Below are 13,596 nucleotides of genomic sequence, written 5' to 3'. Positions count from 1 at the left end.
CTTACTCCTCCTCAGCCGATCGGATCAGCTGCGGATGTTGAAGATCGTCTGGGACATCTGGCTGGCGGTATCGAGCGCCTTGGCATTCGCCTGGAAGTTGCGCTGTGCCGCGATCAGATTGACCAGTTCCTCGGTGATGTCGACGTTCGAGCGCTCGATCGCGCCCGACATCAGGCCGCCGAACCCGTTGGTGCCCGGCTCGCCCAGGCGCGCATCGCCCGAGAAGCCGGTGGCGGCCCAGGTCGAGTTGCCCAGCTGGCGCAGGCCCGCATTGTTGGTGAAGCTGGCGAGGACGACCTTGCCCAGCGCCTGGGTGTCGCCGTTCGAGAAGCTCGCGGTCACCGTGCCGTCGTCGGCGATCGTCACACCTTCGATCTGGCCGACGGGCGAGCCGTCCTGCTTGGTCGAGTTGAGGCTGAACGGCGAGCTCACCTGGGTGGTGCCCTGGGTCAGGTCGAGCTTGAGCACCTGTTCCGAAGTCGCGCCCGGCGCCAGGAAGCCCATGAAGGTGATCGGCGTGGTCGGCTCGGAAAGCTTGCCGGTGCTGTCGAACTTCAGCTCGAACTGCTTCATCGTGGCGGGGTCGTCGCCGGCATTGAGCTGCTGGTCGCCGACGAAGGAATAGACTTTCCAGGTGCTGGTCGCGTCGCTGTCGGTCGGCTTGGTCTCGCGGACGAAATAATTGGTCAGCGTCAGCGCGTTGCCGTTCGCGTCATAGACCGTCGTCTGCACCGACTGGTTGTAGGTGGTCGGGTCGAAACGGTCGAACTTGTAGCCGGCGCTCTCGAACTTGGGGTTGGTCGAGGGGATCGCCGAGCCGGCATTGAGGTTGAGGCCGAGCTTGACGTTCTCGGTCGCCTGCGGCGTGCCGCTGGTCTGGGGCAGGCGCAGGCTCACCGTCGAGGAAAGGCCGGTCGCGACCACCGCGCCCGAGCCGTCGACCGGATAGACCTGCAGCTTGTTGCCCTGCGCGTCGACCACATAGCGGTCGGCATCGACCTGGAAGCTGCCGTTGCGGGTATAGGCCACGCCGTTGCCGCTCTTCTCGTCGCCCTTGACGATGAAGAAGCCGTCGCCCGAGATCGCCACGTCGAGCGAGGACGACGACTGGGTGAAGCCGCCCTGGCCGAATTGCTGGCGCACCGCCTTCACGACCACGCCCGAGCCGACCATCTGGGTCGGGTTCATGTTGGCGGTCGACGCGATGACGTCGGCGAACTGGGTCGAGCTCTTCTTGAAGCCGTTGGTCTGCACGTTCGCGAGATTGTGCGAGATCGTCGACATGTCGGTCTGCGCTGCCTGCAGGCCCGAGAGCGAAGTGAAGAAGGACATTTTCCGTTACTCCGTGGAAAAAATGGATTCAGCCGACCTGCCAGACGGCGTCGGTGGACACGTTGCCGATGCCCGGAAGGGTGAGGACCGGCTTGCCGTCGGATCCCATCGAGACGGCGGTGACCGGCGCCCAGACCAGCGGATAGGCCTTGACGCTGCCGGTGCCGTTGGAGGCGGTGACGCTGACCGTGAAGGGCCCCGCGCCGGCATTCTCGCCGGCATCGGTCTTGCCGTCCCATTCCCAGGCCACGGCGCCCTTGCCTTCCTTGCCCATCTCGATCGTCTTCAGCGTGTTGCCGTTCTGATCCTTGATGGTGACGGAGACGTTGGTCGCATCCTTGTCGAGCGCCACGGCGCCCGCCAGGCCGCCGCCGGTGCGCGGATAGGCGGTGGAACCCTGGACGAGCACGTTCTTGCCGACATAGCCGAGCGCGTCGTTGAGGGTGCCGCCGTTCAGCTTGCTGGCGATCGACTTCAGCGTCGAGCTCATCTCGGTGATGCCCGAGAGCGACGAGAACTGTGCCATCTGGGCGACCATCTGGGTGTTGTCGACCGGCTGGAACGGGTCCTGGTTCTTCAGCTGGGCCGTCATCAGCGCCAGGAAGTCGGAGACGTTCATGTCGGTCTTGCCGAGCCGCGAAGTGTCCTTCGTGTCGAGCGTGGTGCCGCTCGTCGTGCTCGTCTTGTTGTACCGGGAGATGCCCAGTCCGGCGAGGGTATTGTCGAAATCACTCATGATCAGCGGCCCAGCTTGAGGGTGTCGACGATGAGCTGCTTGGCAGTCTGCATCACTTCGACGTTGTTCTGGTAGTTCCGGGCGGTCTCCATCATGTCGACCAGCTCCCGGGTCTCGTCCACGGCGGCTTCCCAGACATTGCCGTCCTTGTCGGCCATGGGGTTGCCGGGATCGTAGCGCTTGGTGGGATCGGAGCCCGCGGTGACGACCTGCTCGACATCGACGGTCGACATGCCGCTCGCCTCGTCGAAGGCGGTGCGGAACACCGGCTTGATCGTGCGATAGGCGGCGTCGGCGCTCGACGCGACCGTGCCGACATTGGCCAGGTTCGACGCCGTGGTGTTCATCCGCACCAGCTGCGCGCTCATCGCGCGGCCGGATACCTGGAAGATCGAAAGCGGCTGGTCGCCCATGCTCATTCTCCCTTCAGCGCGCGCGTGATCTGGTTGATGCGGCCGTTGAGGAACGACAGCGTCGTCTGATACGCGACGGCATTCTCCGCGAAGGCGGTCTGCTCGGTGGTGAGCTCGACGGTGTTGCCGTCGGCCGAGGGCTGGAGCGGCACGCGGTAGAGCGTGTTAGCGTCGATCGCGGAATCGAGCGAGCCGCCCGGCGTGGTGGCGCTGTTCAGCGCGGCGCGGAAATCCACGTCCCGCGCCTTGTAGCCGGGGGTCGCGGCGTTGGCGATGTTCGACGCCAGCATGCCCATGCGCTGCGAGCGCACGGCAAGCGCCGCACCGTGTACGCCGAATAGCTTGTCATCGGGCATTGCACGTCTCCCGCACAAAAGTTCGCCGGGTTCTTTGCAACCGCCGTGCCAATTTGCCTGGAGGGACGAAAAAACCCGGTTTCCCCTGGGAGCCGGCAGGCGGCGGCAAGGTTTTGCCGGTGCGGCGGCAGGGGGTTGCCGCTCCGTGCGGCCCGGCAGGCGTTCCAGGCCGCGCCGGCCAGTTGGCCCGTGTCTTGCACCCACGCAGGCATGGACATGAATGTACTTCCAGCCCTGGGGACTTTCCTCGATCCGCTCGCGCTCGCCATCGTCGGCGGGGGGACGCTGGCCGGCACCGTGCTGCGCAATGCCGGGGGCGATCTGGCCCATGGGGTCGCCGCGCTCGGCGTGCTGCCGCGCCGGCGCTTCGATGTGGAGCCCCTGCTGGCCCAGGTCTCGGCGCTCGGCCGGATCGCGCGGCGCCACGGCGTGATCGCGCTCGACCGCTCGAAGATCGAGGATCCGGACATCGCCGCGGCCGTTGCCGCGATCGTCGACGGCGCAGGGCCGCGGGACGTCGAGACGCTGCTCGAGCAGCGCCGCTGCGCGCGCTTCGAGCGCCAGCGCGGCGCGTGGGAAGTCTGGTCCGGCGCGGCGGAGCTGGCGCCGGCGATGGGCATGGTCGGCACGCTGCTCGGCCTGGTCGGCATGTTCGCCGCAATGAAGGACCCGCAGGCGATCGGCGGTGCCATGGCCGTCGCCCTGCTGGCCACGCTTTATGGCGCGCTGCTCGCCAATCTCATGCTGCTGCCGGTCGCCGTTCGCCTGAAGCGCCGCGCCCGGCACGAGGCGCAGGAGCGGCTTCGCCTCCAGCCGGCGCTCGCCGCCCTGGCCGCGATCGAGCCGGGCACCGGCCGGATAAAGGAGATCGCGGCGTGACCGTGTTCGACGAGGACGAGCCCGCGCGCGCGCCCTGGCTGGTCACGCTGGCCGATCTGTCGCTGCTGCTCGTCGGCTTCTTCGTCTTCCTCCAGGCGAGCCAGGTCGATCCCGCCAAGCTCGCGGCGGGTATCCGCGCCGGCTTCGGCGTGCGCGAAGCGGCGCCCGCCGCCATGCCGGTCGACATCGCCACCGCCACCGGCTTCGCGCCGGGCTCCGCCGCGCCCGTCGATACCGGCTCGGCGCTGGAATGGGCGCGCGGCGCCGCACGGGACCCGCGCACCCTGTTGCGGATCACCGGCGAAGTCGACGGATCCGTGGCGGACGTCGATCCGGCGACCGGCAGCGGCCCGATCCTCGCCGCCGATCGCGCCCGCGCGGTCGCCGCCCTGCTCGTCGCCCAGCGCGCCGTCGATCCCGCGCGCATCGTGATTTCCACCGGCCGGGGCCAGCGCCGCGCCGTCCTCGCCCTCGGCTTCGAGGGAGACCGGTAATGATCCGGTACCCGGCAATTGCCTCCCCCCTTTTCCTGGAGAAGACCATGTTCCTCGCCATTGCACTCGCCGCCGCCGCCCCCGCGGGCGCGCAGGATTTCCAGTCGACCCAGGCGCTCGATGCGATCGTCGCCCAGTTCGCCGGCAAGCCGATGGGCGAGCAGGGCGGGGCGATCGCGCCGATCGACCGGCGGCTGAAGCTGGCGGCCTGCATCGCGCCCCAGCTCGAATGGCGCGGCGAGAATCACGACGCGGTGGTGGTGCGCTGCATGGCGCCGGCCTGGAAGATCTTCGTGCCCGTCGTCGCCGTGCCCAGGCCCCGGGCCGCGCCGCCCGCGCCGATGCCCGCCACCACCCTGGTCCGCCCCGCGGTTCCGGTGAAGGCCGAGCCGGTGATCAAGCGCGGCGACGCGGTCACGGTCGAGGCGGGGGCCGAGGGCTTCTCGATCTCGCGCCAGGGCATCGCCATGAACGATGCGCCTCCGGGCGGGCGGATCGGCATCAAGGTGGACGACCGGCAGCCGCCGGTCCAGGCGATCGCGATCGAGCCCGGCCGCGCCCGCCTGCCCGGCTTCGCCGAGGGCAGCTGAAATTTTTCGGTAAAGCTTCGTCCGCCCTGGCCGTTTGAAGGGCTGCAGGCACAGCGAGGATTGCAGGCAATGGTGGACTCAATCGGCACGAAGGCAGGCGCGGTCACCGACCGTCGCACCGTGCCCGTTGATCCCGCCAGCCGCGTGGCGGCGGTGCGCCCGGTCGCGGCCGACGCGCCGGCGGTGCGGAGCGCCGCGGCCGAGATCGCGGCGGAGCAGGGGGCCCGGCCGCCGGTCGATACCGACCGGGTCTCGCGCATCCGCAAGGCGATCCACGACAATAAATTCCCGCTTTCTCCCTCGACGATCGCCGACCGGCTGCTCGCCTTCAAGCTCGATTGGAAGTCCCGTGAACCGTCGTGACGCGCTCATCCAGGTGATCGAATGCCTTCACGCCGAGATCGCGGCGCTCAAGGCGAACGACGTCGCCGCGCTGGAGGCGGCCACCCGCACCAAGCTCGCCGCGATCGACACGGTCGCGCTGCAGGACGGCGAGGCCCCCGGCCCCGAGATCCGCGAGCTCGCCGCCGAGGCGCACAAGCTCAACGAGACCTGCCGCATCTATGTGAACCTGATGGCGGCAAATGTTCGCCGCCGCCTGCAAATCCTTTCCGGCCAGCAGGCGCCGGCCTACAAGCCGGGCGGCTACGCCCTCGGCTGAGCGGGCGTTTCCCACATCCGTTAACCGTAACTGGCACGGTCCTTGCTCTGGATAGCCCCGGATTAGGCTATTCGGATTCCAGGATCGATGAGCGTTACTTCGGTCAACACCAGGGCAAGCGTCCAGACGGCGATCGCCGCGGCGAGCCGCAAGACCGGCATCGACTTCAACTATCTGCTCGGCCAGGCGCAGGTGGAAAGCGGGCTGCGCGCCGATGCGCGCGCCGGCACTTCCTCGGCCACCGGCCTCTATCAGTTCATCGAGCAGAGCTGGCTGGGCGTGGTGAAGCAGCACGGCGCCGAGCACGGCCTCGGCTGGGCCGCCGACAGCATCAGGCAGACCGGCACCGGCCGCTATGTCGTCAGCGATCCCGCCGCGCGCAGCGCGATCCTGGGCCTGCGCAGCGATCCGCAGACCGCCTCGCTGATGGCCGCCGAGCATGCCGCGGACAACAAGGCTTCGCTGGAGGACCGCCTGGGTCGCCCGGCCACCGGCACCGATCTCTACATGGCCCATTTCCTGGGCCTGGGCGGCGCGGACAAGTTCCTGAGCGCGATGGCCGAGAGCCCCGGCCGCACCGGTGCCAGCATGTTCCCCGCCGCCGCGCGCGCCAATCGCAGCGTGTTCTACGCGTCGAACGGCCAGCCGCGCACGCTTTCGGAGATCTATGGCCGTTTCGCCGGCAAGCTCGACCAGGGCGCCGCCGCCGGCGGGGCCACCGGGCTCGCTTCGGCCGGCCTCGACGACGGTTTCAACGCCGCCGCCCGTGCCTGGAGCGACGGCGACAACGAAGTCGTGCTCGGCAACGGCGCGGTCGATAGCGATCGCCACTGGGTGCAGAACACGCTCGCGCAGCTCAACGTCTCGCAGGGTTCGCCCGGCGACCCGCTCGGCCGCCGCATCGATCCGCTCCGGCCGACGCCGGAGAATGCCAGGCTCGCCTATCTCATGCTCGCGAATCTGGGAGCGTAACCCCCCATGTCCGCACTCTCGCTTCCCGCAGGGACCGGCCCTGCCCTGAAGAGCTTCGCGCTGCCCGGCGCGATCCTGCTGCTCGTCGCGCTGATGGTGGTGCCGATCCCGGCCTTCCTGCTCGACGCCTTCTTCATCCTCAACATCATGATCAGCCTCGCGGTGCTGATGGTGGCGCTGAACGCGCAGAAGCCGCTGGACTTCTCAGCCTTCCCCACCGTGCTGCTGTTCGCCACGCTGTTCCGCCTCGGCCTCAACGTCGCCTCGACGCGCGTGGTGCTGGTGCACGGGCATGAAGGGGAAAGCGCCGCCGGCCATGTGATCGAGGCGTTCGGCACCTTCATGATCGGCGGCGACTATGTCGTCGGCCTGGTGGTGTTCGCCGTCATCGTGATCATCAACATGATCGTGGTCACCAAGGGCGCGGGCCGCGTCTCCGAAGTCTCGGCGCGCTTCACCCTCGATGCCCTGCCCGGCAAGCAGATGGCGATCGACGCCGATCTCAATGCCGGCCTGATCACGCCCGACGACGCCAGGAAGCGCCGCGAGGAAGTGTCGACCGAGGCCGATTTCTACGGCGCGATGGACGGTTCGTCCAAGTTCGTGAAGGGCGACGCGATCGCCGGCCTGCTGATCCTGGCGATCAACGTGATCGGCGGCCTGATCCTCGGCGTCGCCAGCCATCACATGGCGGTGGGCGAGGCGGCCTCCACCTATGTGCTGCTCGCCATCGGCGACGCGCTGGTCGCGCAGGTGCCGGCGCTGCTGCTCTCGATCGCCGCCGCGGCGATCGTCACCCGCGTCGCGTCGAGCCACGACCTGGCCGGCCAGATCGGCACCCAGTTCGCCAGCCACAAGACCTGGATGCCGGTCGCCGTCATCCTGGGCCTGCTCGGCGTCTTCCCGGGCATGCCGCATTTCCTGATGCTGCCGGCCGCCGCCGCCGCCGGCTTTGCGGCCTGGCGCCTGCGCAGGGCCGCCAACCGCCCCAAGCCCGTCGCCGCGCCGCCGGCCGAGCCGGCCGACCTTTCCCGGATCGGCTGGGACGAAGTGACCGACAACATGCAGGTGATGCTCGACATCGGCTATGGCCTGGTGCCGCTGGTCGACGAGCGGCGGGGCGGCCCGCTGATGGGCCGCATCACCGGCGTGCGCCGCCAGCTCTCCAAGGAGCTCGGCTTCGTCGTGCCCCAGGTGCGCGTGCGCGACGACATCAACCTAGCGCCCTTCACCTATCGCATCGTCATCGGCGGCGTCGTCGTCGCCGAGGACAATGTCTCGCCCGATGAGGTGCTGGCGATCGACACCGGCCAGGCCTCGGGCCGCCTCGACGGCAAGCCGGTCAAGGATCCGACCTTCGGGCTCGATGCGCTGTGGATCGCCCAGGGCGATTCCGATGCCGCCACCGGCCTTGGCTATCTCGTCGTCGATCCGGGCACCGTGGTCGCCACCCATCTCAACCAGTGCCTGATCCAGAACGCGTCGGACCTGCTCGGCCCGGACGAGGTCCAGGCGCTGCTCGACGGGCTCAAGGAGCGTTCGGCCCAGCTCGTCGCCGCGCTCTGCCCGGCGCCGGTGCCGCTCACCACGCTCACCCAGGTGCTGCGCGGCCTGCTCGCCGAGAGCATTCCGCTCAAGGAGTTCCGCCGCATCGCCGCCGCCATCGCCGTCGCCGCGCAGCGGACCCTGGATGCCGACGAGCTGATGGAGCTGATCCGCCCCGAGCTCGGCCCGCTGATCATCCAGCGCCTGTGCGGCGTGCGCGAGCCGCTGCGGGTGATGACGCTCGAGGGGCAGCTGGAGGCGCTGCTCGGCCAGGCGGTCCGCTCGGATCCGTCGAAGCGGCACACGATCGAGCCCGATCTGGGCCGCCGCATCGCCGAGGCGCTGCAGCGCGCCGCCCAGCCGCTGATCGCCGAGGCCAAGCCCTTCGCGCTCGTCGTCCAGCCCTCGATCCGGGTCGCGATCCGCAAGCTGATCAAGACGGTCCTGCCCGACACGCCGGTGATGAGCTTCTTCGAAGTGCCCGAGGACAAGGCCGTCGAAGTCGTCGCGGTGATCGGCGCGCCGGAGGCGCTGCCCGCATGAACGCTTTCACTCCAGGGAAACTCGACGCCATGGCGTCACTGGCGCTTTCGCCCCTGACCTACACGCCCACGCCGCCGCGGCGCGATCCCGAAGCGCTGGTGCGCAGGCACCTGCCGCTGGTCCGGCGCATCGCCTGGCACATCCATGGCTCGATGAGTTCGCTCGTCGAGGTGGAGGACCTGATCCAGGTCGGGCTGGTCGCGCTGATCGAGGCGGCGGCGGGGTTCGAGGACCGCGGGCAGGTGACCTTCGAGCAATATCTCGCCACCCGGCTGCGCGGCGCGATGATCGACGAGCTGCGCCGCCAGGCGACCACCACGCGCGGGGCGATGCGCCGGCGCAAGGCCTATCAGGAAGCGATATCGGTGCTGACCAATGAACTGGGCCGCGCGCCCGACGACGAACAGCTCGCGGCCCGGCTCGGCGTGACGCCGGAGAAGCTGCGCGCCGACTATGCCAATGCCGAGGCGGTGCGCTTCGATTCGATCGACGACACCTATTCGGACGAGAGCCCCTGGTTCATGTCCGACGAACCCAGCGCCTTCGACCAGCTGGCGGAGAGCGACCAGCGCGAGGCGCTGATCGCCGCGATCGCCGAACTGCCCGAGCGGGAGCAGCAGGTGATCCAGCTCTATTATGTCGAGGAACTGAACCTCGAGGAGATCGGCCAGGTCCTGGGCGTGGGCGCGGCGCGCATCTGCCAGATCAAGGCATCGGCGCATGCGCGGCTGAAAAAGGGGCTGGCGCGCCGGCTCGGCTAATCGCCGCGCGGCTTGCGCCGCCTCGACGCTTGCCGCAGAAATCCCCGCTTCGGACCATTCGGGGGATTTCATGACCAAGCATTTGTTCCTGGCCGGCGCGATGACCGTCGGCCTGCTGGCGTCGCCGGCCTTCGCCCAGGATGCATGGACCGTCCGCTCCGAATGGGTGCGCGCGCACGAATCCTTCCTCGCCAGCGAGGCGCTGCAGGGGCGCGGCAGCGCGACCCGCGACGAAGCGATCGCCGCCACCTATGTCGGCTCGCAGTTCGAAGGCTATGGGCTCAGGCCGGCGCCGGGCATGGCCGGCTATCTCCAGCCCGCCAAGGTGATCCGCTATGCGCTGAACGGCCCGGCGACGCTGACGATCGCGGGCAGGCCGGCCGCCGCGCCCACCGTGCTGGTCGGCGCGGCCGAGAGCATTTCCGGCACCTCGGCGGTGTTCGACGGTGCCGATCTCGCGAAGATCCCGCATGCCCAGGTGCTGTTCGTGACCGGCGGCAAGGCCTCGCCCATGGCGCTGGTCCGCGCCGCGAGCGCGGCAGGGGCGAAGCTGGTGATCGTGCGCGAGGACGATGCGACGCGCAGCCTGGCCAAGGCGCTGGGCGGCAAGCCGCGCATGCCCGCCGGGCTCGAGGGCAAGGCGCCGCCGAGCTACGCCGCCTTCGCGACATTGCCCTCGGCCGATTTCGACAAGGCGGTGGCTCAGGCCGGCGCCCCGGTCGCGCTCGCCCTGCCGGTGGTGCGCGAGGAGGCGATCACCACCAATGCGATCGGCTGGCTGCCGGGCAGCGATCCCAAGGCGGGGGTGATCCTGGTCACCGCGCATCTCGATCATCTGGGCCGCAAGCCCGACGGCACGATCATGCACGGCGCGAACGACGACGCCTCGGGCACCACGGCGGTGCTCGAGCTGGCGCGGGCGATGGCGGCGGCGAAGCAGGCCCGGCGCGGGCTGCTGTTCGTCGCCTATGGCAGCGAGGAGATCGGCGGCTATGGCTCCAGCTGGTTCGGCGATCACCCGCCGGTGCCGCTCGACCAGATCGTCGCCAATATCGAGATCGAGATGATCGGCGCGCAGGATCCCAAGCTGCCCGCCGGCACGATGATGATGACCGGGTTCGAGCGCTCGACTCTGGGCGAGACGCTGAAGGCGCATGGCGCGCTGGTCACCGCCGATCCCTATCCCGAGCAGCGTTTCTTCGAGCGTTCGGACAATTACTCGCTGGCCGTGCGCGGGGTGGTGGCGCACACCATCTCGGGCTGGGCGGTCACGCCGACCTATCACACGCCCGACGACACGCTGGCCAATCTCGACATCGCGTTCATGACGCGGGCGATCCAGTCGCTGGTCGAGCCGCTGCGCGCGCTGGCCAACAGCGATGCCAGGCCGCAATGGAAGCCCGGCGGCAAGCCCGAGGGGAAATAGGGAGCATCGGCGCGGTCTGCGGCGGGCTCCACGGCGGACAGGGAAAAACCCCGGCGGTCGATACCACCGGGGTTCCCCATGCGCCCCCTCCGGCAAGAAGGGGTGACCGGCCTTGGTGCCTGTCAGGGGGGTGACACCCCGACCGGCACGCGCTTACTGAAGCAGCTTGAGCACCGACTGCTGGCTCTGGTTCGCCTGGGCGAGCATCGCCGTCGACGCCTGCGAGAGGATCTGGGCCTTGGCCAGCGCCGTCGTCTCCGCCGAATAATCGGTGTCCTCGATGCGGCTGCGGGCGTCGCTCAGGTTCGCGACGTTGGTCGTCAGGTTGTTGACCACCGAGTCCAGGCGGCTCTGCGCGGCGCCGAGCGAGGCGCGGAGCGTGGCGACCGACTTCAGCGCGGTATCCACGGTGCCCTGGGCGGTGTCGGCGCTGCCCGAGGTGCCGACCGAAAGGGCCGGGACGACCGGATTGGCAGCGGCGTCACCCACGATGCTGCCCACGTCGAGCGCGTTGATGCTGATCGTGATCTTGTCGGTCGATTCCGCGCCGGTCTGGATCGAGAAGGTCTTCGCGGCGACTTCGCCGGCGGCCGGGGCCGCGGGATCCGCCGGCGGCTTGCCGATCTGGAACAGCGTGTTGCCGTTGAACTTGGTGTTGGTCAGCACGTCCTTGATCTGCGAGGTCAGCTGCGTGACTTCGGCCTGCAGGTTCTTGCGGTCGTCGTCCGAATAGGTGCCGCTCGACGACTGGACCGCCAGCTCGCGGATGCGCTGCAGCATGTTGGTCACTTCGTTGAGCGCGCCTTCCGCGGTCTGCGCCAGCGAGATGCCGTCATTGGCGTTGCGGACCGCCTGGGTCATGCCGCGGATCGAGGCGGTCATGGTCGAGGCGATCGCCAGGCCGGCGGCGTCGTCCTTCGCGCTGTTGATGCGCTTGCCGGTCGACAGGCGCTCCATGGCCGTGCTCAGCGCCTTGTTGGCGCCGGTCGAAGCATTGGCGGCGCGCAGCGCCGCGGTGTTGGTCGAGATAACAGTCATGTTCGTTACTCCATGCTCGTCGGCTTCCCGCATGTCCCCCCTGAACGGGAGCCCGGAGCCGCCAAGCCAAGGAACGGCCGCGCGCTGCCGGGCTTAAGCAAAAAATTTCGGCGCTACGCACGCACGCGTAGACGCGCCCGGACCAAGGTTGCTGCGGGACACGCAATTTTACGCGGCGTTAACCAAGTCGGCGGCAAAAGGATGGTGTCTCAGGGGGTAACCAATGCGATCCATCGTCCCGTCCGCCGCAGTGCTGCGCCAGAAATATGCTCTCGTCTCGTCGCTGCGCGCCCAGGGTTTCGCGATCGGCACCTGCGAGGACGGGCGCCCCGCCGCCCATGACCTGTTCCTGGTCGCCGAGGGTGAGGTGCCCCCGGCCGCGGCGCGCACGCTGATCCTGGGCGACGAAGGCCGCCAGGCGATCGCGTTCGGCGACGGCAATCCGGCCCGGCTCTCCTACACGGCGGACGATGCCGCGGTCGGCGCGGGCTTCGCCACGGCGCTGCTGCGCGGCCCCCATGAGCCGGTTGCCGCCGATCCCGAGAGCCTGGCGCTGCTGGCGCTGGCCGAGCGCGTCGCCGCGTCGGACATCACCGTGCTGATCAACGGCCCCACCGGGACCGGCAAGGAAGTCCTTGCCCGCGCCATCCACAACGGCTCCACGCGCCGCGAGGGCGCGTTCGTCGCCCTCAACTGCGCCGCGCTGCCGGAGACGATGCTCGAGGCGATGCTGTTCGGCCACCAGAAGGGGGCCTTTACCGGCGCCTCGTCGGGCGGCCAGGGCTTTTTCCGCGCCGCGCATGGCGGCACGCTGCTGCTCGACGAGATCGCCGAGATGCCGCTCAACCTCCAGGCCAAGCTGCTGCGCGTGCTGCAGGAGCGCGAAGTGGTGCCGATCGGGGGCACCATGCCGGAGAAGGTGGACGTCCGCGTCATCGCCTGCGCCAATCGCGACCTGCAGGGCGAAGTCACTGCCGGCCGCTTCCGCGCCGATCTCTACTACCGCCTTTCGGTCTTCCCGCTGACGACCAAGGCGCTGGCCGAGCGCCCCGGCGACATCGCCGCGCTTTCGGCCGCGATGGTCGTCCGCCATGCCGGCGGCCGCGGCGCGATGCCGTGGATCTCGAACGAGGCGCTCGACGCGCTCGCCAGCCATGACTGGCCGGGCAATGTCCGCGAGCTCGAGAACGTCATCCAGCGCGCGCTGCTGCTCTGCGGCGGCCGCACCATCGATCCCGAGCATCTGATCTTCGACAGGCCCGCCACGCGCCGCGTCGAGATCGAGGCGGCGGGCACGCTCTCCAACATCGTCCAGATCCACGAATTCGCCGCGATCCGCGAAATGCTCGCCGAATGCGGCGGCAGCCGGATCGAGACGGCGAAGCGGCTGGGCATCTCGGAGCGCACGCTGCGCTACCGCCTCGCCAAGGCGCGCGAGCAGGGCGAGAGCATCGACGCGGGTAAGGCGAGGGCCACGGCATGAGCGGTATCGACGGTATCGGCGGCGGCGCGATGAGCGTCGACCGGGTCCTGGCGCTCCGTGCCCAGATCCTCGAGCGCAACGCCGCGCTCGCCAAGGCCAACGAGACGCCCGCCGGTGCCGTCACGGGCGCGTCGGGGAGCAAGTCCGCGACGTTCGCTGCGTCGATGGAAGACGCCTTCAAGCAGGTCAACCAGGCCCAGAGCCAGGCCGGCGCGCTCTCCGAAGCCTATGAGCGCGGCGAGACGGTCGACATCGCCAAGGTGATGCTCGCCCGCCAGCAGGCCTCGGTCGGTTTCGAGGCGACGCTGCAGGTCCGCAACAAACTCCTGTCCGCATACAAGGACATCATGAGCATGCCGGTGTAATC

Annotated in this window: 16 protein-coding genes; 11 read left to right on the top strand and 5 right to left on the bottom strand. The window is 69.2% G+C overall.

Annotated elements, in window-relative coordinates; genetic code table 11:
• Window positions 1-24: 24 nt before the first annotated feature.
• Genes CAP40_RS02130 through flgB form a run of 4 tightly spaced genes read right to left on the bottom strand, consistent with a single transcriptional unit; the run spans window position 25 to window position 2,837 of the window.
• The gene (locus CAP40_RS02130; RefSeq protein ID WP_086127699.1) at window positions 25-1,332 is read right to left on the bottom strand and encodes a flagellar hook protein FlgE; all 1,308 of its coding nucleotides are present in this window, start codon (window positions 1,330-1,332) and stop codon (window positions 25-27) included.
• Between the two features lie 28 nt (window positions 1,333-1,360).
• Window positions 1,361-2,068: a flagellar hook assembly protein FlgD gene (locus CAP40_RS02125; protein ID WP_275916341.1), complete on the bottom strand. Its 708-nt coding sequence runs from the start codon at window positions 2,066-2,068 to the stop codon at window positions 1,361-1,363.
• 2 nt (window positions 2,069-2,070) lie between these two features.
• A complete protein-coding gene (gene flgC / locus CAP40_RS02120; RefSeq protein ID WP_086127697.1) occupies window positions 2,071-2,481 on the bottom strand; it encodes a flagellar basal body rod protein FlgC in 411 nt (136 codons plus the stop codon).
• Between the two features lie 2 nt (window positions 2,482-2,483).
• Window positions 2,484-2,837 (bottom strand): flagellar basal body rod protein FlgB, encoded by a 354-nt coding sequence (gene flgB / locus CAP40_RS02115; protein WP_086127696.1) that lies wholly within the window; start codon window positions 2,835-2,837, stop codon window positions 2,484-2,486.
• Between the two features lie 216 nt (window positions 2,838-3,053).
• Here flgB and CAP40_RS02110 point away from each other — a divergent pair, with 216 nt between their 5' ends.
• From CAP40_RS02110 to CAP40_RS02070, 9 genes are all read left to right on the top strand, one after another.
• A complete protein-coding gene (locus CAP40_RS02110; protein WP_086128404.1) occupies window positions 3,054-3,716 on the top strand; it encodes a motility protein A in 663 nt (220 codons plus the stop codon).
• Window positions 3,713-4,210 (top strand): flagellar motor protein MotB, encoded by a 498-nt coding sequence (locus CAP40_RS02105; protein WP_179187851.1) that lies wholly within the window; start codon window positions 3,713-3,715, stop codon window positions 4,208-4,210. The genes CAP40_RS02110 and CAP40_RS02105 overlap by 4 nt, the downstream gene beginning before the upstream one ends.
• A 47-nt stretch (window positions 4,211-4,257) precedes the next feature.
• The gene (locus CAP40_RS02100) at window positions 4,258-4,800 is read left to right on the top strand and encodes a flagella basal body P-ring formation protein FlgA (RefSeq protein ID WP_086127695.1); all 543 of its coding nucleotides are present in this window, start codon (window positions 4,258-4,260) and stop codon (window positions 4,798-4,800) included.
• A 69-nt stretch (window positions 4,801-4,869) separates the two neighbouring features.
• Window positions 4,870-5,163, top strand: coding sequence for a flagellar biosynthesis anti-sigma factor FlgM (locus CAP40_RS02095; RefSeq protein ID WP_086127694.1), 294 nt, complete (start codon window positions 4,870-4,872; stop codon window positions 5,161-5,163).
• A complete protein-coding gene (locus CAP40_RS02090; protein WP_086127693.1) occupies window positions 5,150-5,461 on the top strand; it encodes a flagellar protein FlgN in 312 nt (103 codons plus the stop codon). The genes CAP40_RS02095 and CAP40_RS02090 overlap by 14 nt, the downstream gene beginning before the upstream one ends.
• An 87-nt stretch (window positions 5,462-5,548) precedes the next feature.
• Entirely contained in the window at window positions 5,549-6,433 is an 885-nt protein-coding gene (locus tag CAP40_RS02085; RefSeq protein ID WP_086127692.1) for a flagellar biosynthesis protein FlgJ, read from the top strand.
• A 6-nt stretch (window positions 6,434-6,439) separates the two neighbouring features.
• Entirely contained in the window at window positions 6,440-8,521 is a 2,082-nt protein-coding gene (flhA, locus tag CAP40_RS02080) for a flagellar biosynthesis protein FlhA (RefSeq protein WP_086127691.1), read from the top strand.
• Window positions 8,518-9,282 carry a sigma-70 family RNA polymerase sigma factor gene (locus tag CAP40_RS02075; protein WP_256923975.1) on the top strand — a complete coding sequence of 255 codons (765 nt, stop codon included), beginning with the start codon at window positions 8,518-8,520 and terminating at the stop codon, window positions 9,280-9,282. The genes flhA and CAP40_RS02075 overlap by 4 nt, the downstream gene beginning before the upstream one ends.
• 70 nt (window positions 9,283-9,352) lie before the next feature.
• On the top strand, window positions 9,353-10,708 hold the full coding sequence (locus CAP40_RS02070; protein WP_086127689.1) for a M28 family metallopeptidase: 1,356 nt from the start codon (window positions 9,353-9,355) through the stop codon (window positions 10,706-10,708).
• A gap of 153 nt (window positions 10,709-10,861) precedes the next feature.
• Here CAP40_RS02070 and CAP40_RS02065 read toward each other — a convergent pair whose 3' ends face one another.
• Complete coding sequence (locus tag CAP40_RS02065) at window positions 10,862-11,746, bottom strand: flagellin (RefSeq protein ID WP_086127688.1); 885 nt, start codon at window positions 11,744-11,746, stop codon at window positions 10,862-10,864.
• Between the two features lie 223 nt (window positions 11,747-11,969).
• Between CAP40_RS02065 and CAP40_RS02060 the strand changes: the two genes are divergently transcribed.
• Window positions 11,970-13,229 carry a sigma-54-dependent Fis family transcriptional regulator gene (locus tag CAP40_RS02060; RefSeq protein ID WP_086127687.1) on the top strand — a complete coding sequence of 420 codons (1,260 nt, stop codon included), beginning with the start codon at window positions 11,970-11,972 and terminating at the stop codon, window positions 13,227-13,229.
• The gene (fliE, locus tag CAP40_RS02055) at window positions 13,226-13,594 is read left to right on the top strand and encodes a flagellar hook-basal body complex protein FliE (RefSeq protein WP_086127686.1); all 369 of its coding nucleotides are present in this window, start codon (window positions 13,226-13,228) and stop codon (window positions 13,592-13,594) included. Before CAP40_RS02060 ends, fliE begins: the two co-directional genes overlap by 4 nt.
• Window positions 13,595-13,596: the final 2 nt, after the last annotated feature.

Source organism: Sphingomonas sp. IBVSS2, assembly GCF_002127225.1.
Taxonomy (GTDB): domain Bacteria; phylum Pseudomonadota; class Alphaproteobacteria; order Sphingomonadales; family Sphingomonadaceae; genus Sphingomonas.
Note: the sequence above shows the minus strand (reverse complement) of the source record. Positions and strands in the feature narration are given on the sequence as shown.

Bases quoted from the DNA above. Each gene is read 5' to 3' on its own strand.
- CAP40_RS02110 (WP_086128404.1), top strand. From the start codon at position 3,054: ATGAATGTACTTCCAGCCCTGGGGACTTTCCTCGATCCGCTCGCGCTC.
- fliE (WP_086127686.1), top strand. From the start codon at position 13,226: ATGAGCGGTATCGACGGTATCGGCGGCGGCGCGATGAGCGTCGACCGG.
- CAP40_RS02075 (WP_256923975.1), top strand. From the start codon at position 8,518: ATGAACGCTTTCACTCCAGGGAAACTCGACGCCATGGCGTCACTGGCG.
- flhA (WP_086127691.1), top strand. From the start codon at position 6,440: ATGTCCGCACTCTCGCTTCCCGCAGGGACCGGCCCTGCCCTGAAGAGC.
- CAP40_RS02100 (WP_086127695.1), top strand. From the start codon at position 4,258: ATGTTCCTCGCCATTGCACTCGCCGCCGCCGCCCCCGCGGGCGCGCAG.
- CAP40_RS02085 (WP_086127692.1), top strand. From the start codon at position 5,549: ATGAGCGTTACTTCGGTCAACACCAGGGCAAGCGTCCAGACGGCGATC.
- CAP40_RS02070 (WP_086127689.1), top strand. From the start codon at position 9,353: ATGACCAAGCATTTGTTCCTGGCCGGCGCGATGACCGTCGGCCTGCTG.
- flgB (WP_086127696.1), bottom strand. From the start codon at position 2,837: ATGCCCGATGACAAGCTATTCGGCGTACACGGTGCGGCGCTTGCCGTG.
- CAP40_RS02065 (WP_086127688.1), bottom strand. From the start codon at position 11,746: ATGACTGTTATCTCGACCAACACCGCGGCGCTGCGCGCCGCCAATGCT.
- CAP40_RS02060 (WP_086127687.1), top strand. From the start codon at position 11,970: ATGCGATCCATCGTCCCGTCCGCCGCAGTGCTGCGCCAGAAATATGCT.
- CAP40_RS02130 (WP_086127699.1), bottom strand. From the start codon at position 1,332: ATGTCCTTCTTCACTTCGCTCTCGGGCCTGCAGGCAGCGCAGACCGAC.
- flgC (WP_086127697.1), bottom strand. From the start codon at position 2,481: ATGGGCGACCAGCCGCTTTCGATCTTCCAGGTATCCGGCCGCGCGATG.
- CAP40_RS02095 (WP_086127694.1), top strand. From the start codon at position 4,870: ATGGTGGACTCAATCGGCACGAAGGCAGGCGCGGTCACCGACCGTCGC.
- CAP40_RS02125 (WP_275916341.1), bottom strand. From the start codon at position 2,068: ATGAGTGATTTCGACAATACCCTCGCCGGACTGGGCATCTCCCGGTAC.